Annotated in this window: 14 protein-coding genes; 1 reads left to right on the forward strand and 13 read right to left on the reverse strand. The window is 57.3% G+C overall.

Annotation, left to right across the window (positions count from 1 at the left end; genetic code table 11):
- Positions 1-33 precede the first annotated feature (33 nt).
- The 13 genes from rpsK to rpsN all read right to left on the reverse strand — a co-directional run bounded on the left by rpsK (position 34) and on the right by rpsN (position 6,399).
- Entirely contained in the window at positions 34-435 is a 402-nt protein-coding gene (gene rpsK / locus AC1XOS_RS17290) for a 30S ribosomal protein S11 (RefSeq protein WP_309714381.1), read from the reverse strand.
- A 3-nt stretch (positions 436-438) separates the two neighbouring features.
- On the reverse strand, positions 439-813 hold the full coding sequence (gene rpsM, locus AC1XOS_RS17295) for a 30S ribosomal protein S13 (protein WP_184202910.1): 375 nt from the start codon (positions 811-813) through the stop codon (positions 439-441).
- 21 nt (positions 814-834) lie between these two features.
- Complete coding sequence (gene rpmJ / locus AC1XOS_RS17300) at positions 835-948, reverse strand: 50S ribosomal protein L36 (protein WP_481963473.1); 114 nt, start codon at positions 946-948, stop codon at positions 835-837.
- A 16-nt stretch (positions 949-964) separates the two neighbouring features.
- Positions 965-1,165 carry a translation initiation factor IF-1 gene (gene infA, locus AC1XOS_RS17305; protein WP_309695437.1) on the reverse strand — a complete coding sequence of 67 codons (201 nt, stop codon included), beginning with the start codon at positions 1,163-1,165 and terminating at the stop codon, positions 965-967.
- Between the two features lie 230 nt (positions 1,166-1,395).
- Complete coding sequence (locus tag AC1XOS_RS17310) at positions 1,396-2,043, reverse strand: adenylate kinase family protein (protein WP_481963474.1); 648 nt, start codon at positions 2,041-2,043, stop codon at positions 1,396-1,398.
- A 3-nt stretch (positions 2,044-2,046) separates the two neighbouring features.
- Positions 2,047-3,384: a preprotein translocase subunit SecY gene (gene secY / locus AC1XOS_RS17315; protein WP_481963475.1), complete on the reverse strand. Its 1,338-nt coding sequence runs from the start codon at positions 3,382-3,384 to the stop codon at positions 2,047-2,049.
- 72 nt (positions 3,385-3,456) lie between these two features.
- Positions 3,457-3,927: a 50S ribosomal protein L15 gene (gene rplO, locus AC1XOS_RS17320; protein WP_481963476.1), complete on the reverse strand. Its 471-nt coding sequence runs from the start codon at positions 3,925-3,927 to the stop codon at positions 3,457-3,459.
- Positions 3,924-4,115, reverse strand: coding sequence for a 50S ribosomal protein L30 (rpmD, locus tag AC1XOS_RS17325; protein WP_481963477.1), 192 nt, complete (start codon positions 4,113-4,115; stop codon positions 3,924-3,926). Before rpmD ends, rplO begins: the two co-directional genes overlap by 4 nt.
- Positions 4,105-4,659 (reverse strand): 30S ribosomal protein S5, encoded by a 555-nt coding sequence (gene rpsE, locus AC1XOS_RS17330; protein ID WP_309714375.1) that lies wholly within the window; start codon positions 4,657-4,659, stop codon positions 4,105-4,107. Before rpsE ends, rpmD begins: the two co-directional genes overlap by 11 nt.
- 3 nt (positions 4,660-4,662) lie before the next feature.
- Entirely contained in the window at positions 4,663-5,022 is a 360-nt protein-coding gene (gene rplR / locus AC1XOS_RS17335; RefSeq protein WP_481963478.1) for a 50S ribosomal protein L18, read from the reverse strand.
- Positions 5,023-5,071: 49 nt separating this feature from the next.
- Positions 5,072-5,653 carry a 50S ribosomal protein L6 gene (gene rplF, locus AC1XOS_RS17340; protein ID WP_481963479.1) on the reverse strand — a complete coding sequence of 194 codons (582 nt, stop codon included), beginning with the start codon at positions 5,651-5,653 and terminating at the stop codon, positions 5,072-5,074.
- A 47-nt stretch (positions 5,654-5,700) separates the two neighbouring features.
- The gene (gene rpsH, locus AC1XOS_RS17345; protein ID WP_481963480.1) at positions 5,701-6,111 is read right to left on the reverse strand and encodes a 30S ribosomal protein S8; all 411 of its coding nucleotides are present in this window, start codon (positions 6,109-6,111) and stop codon (positions 5,701-5,703) included.
- Positions 6,112-6,129: 18 nt separating this feature from the next.
- Positions 6,130-6,399 carry a 30S ribosomal protein S14 gene (rpsN, locus tag AC1XOS_RS17350; protein WP_481963481.1) on the reverse strand — a complete coding sequence of 90 codons (270 nt, stop codon included), beginning with the start codon at positions 6,397-6,399 and terminating at the stop codon, positions 6,130-6,132.
- A 251-nt stretch (positions 6,400-6,650) separates the two neighbouring features.
- Here rpsN and gndA point away from each other — a divergent pair.
- Positions 6,651-7,722 (forward strand): NADP-dependent phosphogluconate dehydrogenase (gndA, locus tag AC1XOS_RS17355; RefSeq protein WP_481963482.1); only part of this gene is annotated, 1,072 nt, incomplete at its 3' end.

Below are 7,722 nucleotides of genomic sequence, written 5' to 3' on the forward strand. Positions count from 1 at the left end.
TTTACAAGTTGGCTCTGATCTCCAGAGCCACACTCACACGCGACGACGTTTAGGGGCACGGCAGCCGTTGTGCGGCAGCGGCGTGACATCCTTGATCAGGCTAACTTCGAGTCCAACCTGGCCCAGAGCGCGGATAGCTGTCTCACGACCAGAACCTGGCCCCTTGACAAGAACATCCACACGCTTGAGGCCATGCTCCATCGCCTTGCGAGCGGCGCTTTCAGCAGCCAGCTGTGCGGCGAAGGGGGTGCCTTTTTTGGTCCCCTTGAACCCTACCTGACCCGCCGAAGACCAGGAGATCGCTTCGCCTTTGGTATCGGTGAGGGTGATAATTGTGTTGTTGAAAGTGCTCTGGATGTGCGCGACTCCCACCGCAATGTTCTTGCGAACCTTGGGCTTGCCACGTCCAGCCTGAGCCGTTGTTTTTCGTGCCATACGCTATTTCTTCTTCTTCTTGGCGCCCACAGTGCGCTTGGGGCCTTTGCGGGTACGAGCGTTCGTCGAAGTGCGCTGCCCACGAACGGGTAGCCCTCGGCGATGTCGCAGGCCGCGATAGCACTGAATCTCCTGCAGACGACGAATGTTCATCGCAATCTGACGCCGCAGGTCTCCCTCAACGCGCCACTCTTTTTCAATAATATCGCGCAGGGTGGAGACTTCCGTCTCCGTCAATTCCGCAACTTTTTTACGGGGGTCAATCTTTGCTTGTTCCAGAATCACTCGGCCACCGGCCAGGCCGACTCCGAAGATATCAGGCAAAGCGTACTCCACGCTTTTGTCGCGGGGCAGGTCTACACCAGCAATACGTGCCACGGACTTTTACTCCTCTGAAAATTAACCCTGACGCTGCTTATGCTTAGGATTTTTGCAGATAACGCGCAGAACGCCTTCTCGCTTGATCACTTTGCAGTTGGTACAGATGGGTTTAACGGATGCTCGAACTTTCATATTTTTATAAACCTCCCTATCGGTAGCGATAGAGAATGCGACCTCGTGTAAGGTCATAGGGCGAGAGCTCTACCAGAACACGATCACCAGGCAGGATCTTGATGTAGTGCATCCGGATCTTACCAGAGATATGTGCCAGCACCTCGTGCCCACTCTCTAGCTTCACCTTGAACATCGTGTTGGGCAAGTTCTCGACAATCGTCCCCTGCACCTCGATGCCTTGCTCCTTTTCCGGCTCATCTGAGACCGGAGGAGTTGGCGTACGTCCCCCACTGCCGCCGCGACTGCCACCACCGGGCCGTCCGCTGCCGGGCCGTCCACCGCCTGGTCGTCCACCAGGCCGATAGCCACCACTTCTTCCTGCCATACTGTTCTTTCTTTGTTAGTCAACCCCCGCTCGTGTGTCTGCCAGACTGACCTTCAAAGACAGTGGCACACAATCGCCGATTATATCAAACCACGGAGGCTTTCGCAAACTTTTCTAAAAACTGCCTCGGGTAGCCCCTCAGCATCTATCTCTTGGAGCAATCCTCGGCCTTGATAAAAGGCAATCAGAGGTGCTGTCTGGGTCTCGTAGAGCTGCTGACGCAGCCGACGCTTTTCAGGTTGATCGTCCTCCGGGCGTAGCCCAAGCCGACTCCCACACCGATCACAGAGCCCCTCACGCCTCGGAGGAGCGATTCTTACATGGTAGGTGGCCCCACAGCCCAGACAGAGCCGCCGCCCTGCCACACGCTCGCCTAGGGCCTCTTCACAGAGCCGAAGAAGAAGCACGGCGTCGAGTGTCACCCCCTGGGACTCAAGAAACCTCTCCAAAGCCTCTGCCTGCCCCAGACTGCGCGGATAGCCATCGAGGATAAACCCAGGCTGTCCCGCAATCGCCGAGAACGCCAGGGCATTGGCAAAACTGTCGGAGACAAACGCACCGCTGAGAATCTGCCGGGCTTCCTGAACGAGCGGCGTCTCCGCACCTGAGGCGATTAGCTCTCGCAGTAGCGCCCCTGTCGAAACCGAGGGCACGCCGAGCGCCTGGCTCAGACGTGCCCCTTGGGTTCCCTTACCCACCCCTGGTGGGCCAAGCAAGATCAGACGCACTGGCTATCGCATCCGGCCCCGCATCATGTTGTCACTGTCACTAGGACGGGTCTTGATAAAGCCCTCGTAGTTGCGCATCGCCATCTGGGCCTCAATGGCCGTCATGGTCTCCAGTGCCACTCCCACCACGATCAGCAGCGAGGTGCCCCCGATCATCGAGAGCCCCTTGATCCCTGTGCCCGTCCAGATCGGTGCCCAGTACTGCATCAGAGAGATGGTCGCCAGAAACACAGCCCCAGCCAGGGTAATTCGCGTCAGAACGGTATCGAGATACTCTGCAGTCGGCTTACCCGGCTTCACTCCCGGAATGAGCGAGCCGTATTTCTTCAGATTGTCGGCGATATCGTTGGTGTCGTACTGGACAGCAGTGTAGAAATAGGTAAAGAACATCACCAGAGCGGCAAAGATCAGAGACGCGACAATATTGCCACTTCCCGGATTCAGCCACATCGTTGCATCGTAGAGAAACTGACCAAACGGCCCACTCTCCCGGGGAAAGAACTGCTGGAATGTCTGCGGAAAAAGCTGGATAGACATCGCAAAGATAATCGGGATCACCCCAGCAGTATTGACTTTCAGCGGCAGGTACGACTGGCCACTGGCGGTCATCTTGCCCCCCGCAGTCACCTTGCGCATATTTAGCACGGGGATGCGCCGGGTTCCCTGGGTCATGTAGATCACCCCGACAATCGAGGCCAGAAAGAGAATTGCCATGCCCAGCACACCAAAGATCGAGACCGCGCCTTCTTGCACCAGCTTGAAGGTCATGATGATCTGGTTGGGAATGGAGATCATGATCCCCACAAAGATAATCAGGCTGGTTCCGTTGCCGATCCCCTTCTCGGTGAGCTGCTCGCCCATCCAGAGAAGAAACATGGTGCCTGAGGTCATCACGACCATCATCATCAGCATCGGGAAGATGCCCTTCGGGATGGCTCCGCCGCTGGCAAACATGTTGTAGAGACCCGCAGCTTGCACAAAGCCAAGCCCGATGCTGGCGTAGCGCGTGATCTTGTTGATCTGCTTGCGTCCCGACTCGCCTTCTTTAGAGAGCGCCTGAAGCTGTGGGATGGCCACGGTGAGTAGCTGCATCACGATGGAGGCATTGATATAGGGCATCAGCGAGAGACCGATGATCGAGACGCGCTTCAGCGCCCCACCCGAGAACACGTCGTAGGCGTTCAGGAGTCCCTGAGAGACGAGCTTATTAACAGCGTCGTGATTGATCCCCGCCATGGGGATATGAGATGCGATGACGTAGACCAAAAAGGCTTTCAGGACAAAGATCAGACGTTTTTGGATGTCCGGAACTGCCCAAGCCGCTGCGAGTTTTTCAAGCATGATGTCTATTGTATCAAAACGAGGCCAGGAAACGTTCCCGGCCTCGCGAATTACTGCTCTTTTTAGGAGAGCCTAGAGGACTTCAGAGGTGCCGCCCGCCGCTTCGATAGCCGCTTGAGCGTTCCCGCTGAACTTATGTGCCTTGATGGTCAGCTTCTTGGTGAGCGTTCCCTCGGCCAGCACTTTCAGAGGCAGACCGTTGCTACGAACAAGCCCCGAAGCCAGGACAGACTCAGGATCCACCGTAGCGCCATCTTCGAAACGAGCATCTAAGTTGCCCAGGTTGACGATATTGTAGTGGGTCTTGAAGCGGCCATTGTTAAAACCACGCGCTGTCAGACCAGTACCAATACCACGCTGCTTTGGCAGACGGCGGTGCAGAGGTGTCTGACCTCCTTCAAAACCAGGACGCACGGTGCCACGGGCTTTATCCCCCTTGTGACCGTGTGTACTGGTCTTACCATGGCCCGAACCCACACCACGACCGATCCGCTTGCGGCGGTGTCGTGAGCCCTCAGAGGGCGAAAGATCGGAAAGATTCACTTGGCAGCCTCCTCGACTTGCTCAACGGTGACCATATGCTTGATCTTGAAAACCATTCCTTGGACGGAAGCGTTATCAGGAACCTCAACCGATCGGCCAAGCCGGGTTAGACCCAGTGCACGAGCGGTTGCTCCCTGTGACTTCTCAAATCCAATAGGACTCTTGACTAGAGTGACTTTAAGCGCCATCTCCGCTCTCCTCCTTTACCGCGACTGCGTTCTCCGCAGAGCCACGGCGAACTTCGTCAGCGGACTTGCCGCGTAAAGCAGCGTACTCATCTACGGTTTTGAGCTGCGCAAATGCCTTCATGGTTGCCCAGGCATTGTTGACCGGGTTGTTGGACCCGATGGACTTTGCCAGAACGTCATGGACACCCGCGGCCTCAAGCAACACACGCACTGCGCCGCCCGCCACCACTCCGGTACCTGCCGCAGCAGGCTTGAGCAGGACTTCAGAAGCGCCATGCATCGCCAGGACTTCGTGCGGGATGGTTCCATTGACAATCGGAACCTTGATCAGGTTCTTCTTGGCATCTTCCTCGCCTTTTCGCACTGCATCCGGGATAGCACGCGCCTTGCCGATGCCTGCACCGACATGACCATTGCCGTCGCCCATCACGACCAGAATGGACCAGGACATGGTCCGGCCACCCTTGTTGGTTTTCTGGACTTTATTCGTCCGAACGACGCGCCCCTCCAGGTTAGGGAGCGCATCAGGATTGATTCTTGCCATACCTTAGAACTCCAGTCCGCCTTCTCGGGCCGCATCAGCCAATGACTTAATGCGTCCATGATAGAGATAGCCACCACGGTCAAAGACCACTTTGGTGACACCCGCTGCCTGAGCACGCTCGGCGATCAGCTTACCAACCGCCTGCGCACCTTCGAGGTTACCACCGTTGGCAGCAACCCGCAGATCTTTGTCTAGCGAAGATGCGGCTGCCAGAGTGCGGCCTTCTTCATCGTTAATGATCTGAGCGTAGATGTGATTCAGGGAACGGTAAACACTCAGCCGAGGACGCTGCGCATCCCCGTGCATCCGCTTCCGGATGCGTGTGTGACGCTGAAGACGCGTCGCATTTCGATTCAAACTCATTTACTTGCCTTTCCGCAGGGAGCAGGAGCGCCCGCCCCCCTACCGGGTGTTACTTCTTCTTAGCGCCGCCCTTACCGGCCTTGCCGGACTTACCTGCCTTGCGACGTACGATCTCGTCGCTGTAGCGGATACCCTTGCCCTTGTAAGGCTCAGGCTTGCGGACTTTGCGGATCTCGGCGGACTGCTGGCCAACCACTTCTTTGTCAATACCGACCACCGTGATCACCGGCATACGAGTCGCAGGATCGACGACCGTCGTAAAGGTGATGCCAGGACGCGGGGTCACGGTTACGGAGTGCGAGTAGCCGACATTGAGGACGAGGTTTCCGCCCTCCACGGTTGCACGGTATCCAACACCGGTGACGTTCAGAACGCGCTGGTAGCCTACGGAGACGCCCACCACCATGTTGTTCACCAGGGTGCGGACGAGCCCGTGCTGTGCGCGGTCGTCATCAGAATCGGTGGGGCGAATGACGCTGAGCGTGGTTCCCTCGACCGAGAGGGTCATGCGGGGCGAGACGCGCCGCGAGAGCGTACCTTTAGGGCCCGTGACACTGACAAGGCCATCGGCCTCCGCCTTTACTGTCACACCCGCAGGCAGCGTTATAGGTTGTTTTCCAATTCGGGACATTTTTGGTTACTCCCTCCGGCATCGCGCCGGAGTCACGATCACCGTGCTTAGTAGATAAAGGCTAGGACTTCCCCGCCCACACCCTGTTTCTTCGCTTGTTTGCCGGTCAGTACACCACGGGAGGTCGTCAAGATCGCGACGCCAAGACCACGCTTGACAGAAGGAATCTTGTCCGCGGGAGCGTAGACGCGCAAACCAGGCTTGGAGACACGCTTGAGGCCCTGGATAACAGGAAAGCGCTTCTGCCCCACGCCCGTAGCGTACTTGAGGGTGACCTTAATTCGGTTCTGGGGGGTATCTTCAACCACTTCGTACTTCGTGATGAAGCCTTCGGCCTGCAACAGGCGCAGGATCTCTAGCTTGATCTTGCTGGAGGGCATCTCAAGCGAGTCGTGGTTGGCGTTTTGGGCGTTGCGGATACGGGTCAGCAAGTCGCCGATAGGATCGTTGATTACCATGGTCGTTGCTCCTTAAAATTACCAGCTCGCCTTGCGGACGCCAGGGATAAGACCACGGTGGGCCAGCTCACGGAAGGTCTGGCGAGAGACGCCAAACTTTCGCATGTAACCGCTAGCACGCCCCGTGATGGAGCAGCGATTCTTTACACGACACGGCGACGCGTCACGCGGCAAAAGTGCCAGCGCTTCGTAGTCGCCCTTCTTCTTCAGTTCTGCACGCTTGTCGGCGTACTTCGCCACGGTGGCGATGCGCCGCGCTTCGCGCGTCTTCCAAGATTCTCGGGCCATTTTTTTCTCCAGGTCCTGATGGTGTTGATCACCACCCGGCTTTGGCGCGGGGTCATTTTTAAGCGGCCCCGCCATTTGGAATTTAGAGTGGCTAAAATACTCCAGCCACCAAAGAGGGCAGTATATCACAGATAAACCGAATGTCAATCTTCTCTGCAACTAGGCAGGTGCGGTAGAATGAGGGCGAATCTCTCAACACGGAGCATATTTTGAGTCAGAAACCTCACTTTGGCCTTACCGGCCTCGCTGTCATGGGACAGAACCTCGCCCGCAATGTCGCCCACCATGGCTTCCCTATCGCGGTGCACAACCGTACCGCTAACAAAGTAGACGAGTTTATCGCCGATTTTGGCACCGAGGGGACGTTTGTCGGGGCACATAGTCTAAAGGAGCTGGTCGAGGCTCTGGAAGCGCCCCGCACGATCTTAATTATGGTGAAAGCGGGCGGGCCTGTAGACGCGGTCATTGACGAGCTGGTTCCGCTGCTCTCGCCGGGCGACACGCTCATTGACGGCGGTAACTCGCTCTATACCGACACCCAGCGCCGTAACAAAGATCTCACTTCCAAGGGGCTGAACTTTTTAGGTGTAGGCGTCTCCGGCGGCGAAGAGGGCGCTCTCAACGGCCCGAGCATCATGCCCGGCGGCCAGCGCGATGCCTACGAGCGCATCGCGCCGATCTTCGAGGCGATCTCTGCTAAAGTGGACGGCGTCCCCTGCGTCGCCTATATCGGGGCGGACGGCGCGGGCCACTACGTCAAGATGATCCATAACGGTATCGAGTACGCCGACATGCAGCTCATCGCTGAAGCCTATGATCTGCTGAAAAATGTCTGTGGCCTCAGCAATGAGGAGCTGGCTAAGACATTTGGCGAGTGGAACGAGGGCGATCTGGACAGCTTCCTGATCGAGATCACGACCCAGATTTTCGAGACTAAAGACACGCTCACCGACGGCCATTTAGTCGACTTTGTGCTGGACAAAGCCGCGCAAAAAGGTACGGGAAAGTGGACGAGCCAGAACGCGCTGGATCTTGGCATTCCCGTCACCGGCATCACCGAGGCCGTGTTTGCTCGCTGCCTCTCCGCCCTAAAAGACGAGCGCGTGGCCGCAAGCACCGTCCTCCCCGGCCCGGCAGATGTGTCTTTTGACGGCGACAAAGCGGCTTTTATCAACGACATTCGGGATGCGCTCTACTGCTCCAAGATCATCGCCTACGCCCAGGGAATTCAGCTGATGGATGCGGCGGCAGCGGAGTTTGGCTGGACCCTCAACCGTGGCGAGATCGCGACGATCTGGCGGGGTGGCTGTATTATCCGCGCCC

The organism is Armatimonas sp., from assembly GCF_964826245.1.

Excerpts from the sequence above, each read along its gene's own strand:
- rplR (WP_481963478.1), bottom strand. The coding sequence starts at position 5,022 with ATGAGTTTGAATCGAAATGCGACGCGTCTTCAGCGTCACACACGCATC.
- rpsN (WP_481963481.1), bottom strand. The coding sequence starts at position 6,399 with ATGGCCCGAGAATCTTGGAAGACGCGCGAAGCGCGGCGCATCGCCACC.
- rpmD (WP_481963477.1), bottom strand. The coding sequence starts at position 4,115 with ATGGCGCTTAAAGTCACTCTAGTCAAGAGTCCTATTGGATTTGAGAAG.
- rpsK (WP_309714381.1), bottom strand. The coding sequence starts at position 435 with ATGGCACGAAAAACAACGGCTCAGGCTGGACGTGGCAAGCCCAAGGTT.
- rpsE (WP_309714375.1), bottom strand. The coding sequence starts at position 4,659 with ATGGCAAGAATCAATCCTGATGCGCTCCCTAACCTGGAGGGGCGCGTC.
- rpsH (WP_481963480.1), bottom strand. The coding sequence starts at position 6,111 with ATGGTAATCAACGATCCTATCGGCGACTTGCTGACCCGTATCCGCAAC.
- secY (WP_481963475.1), bottom strand. The coding sequence starts at position 3,384 with ATGCTTGAAAAACTCGCAGCGGCTTGGGCAGTTCCGGACATCCAAAAA.
- rpmJ (WP_481963473.1), bottom strand. The coding sequence starts at position 948 with ATGAAAGTTCGAGCATCCGTTAAACCCATCTGTACCAACTGCAAAGTG.
- rplF (WP_481963479.1), bottom strand. The coding sequence starts at position 5,653 with ATGTCCCGAATTGGAAAACAACCTATAACGCTGCCTGCGGGTGTGACA.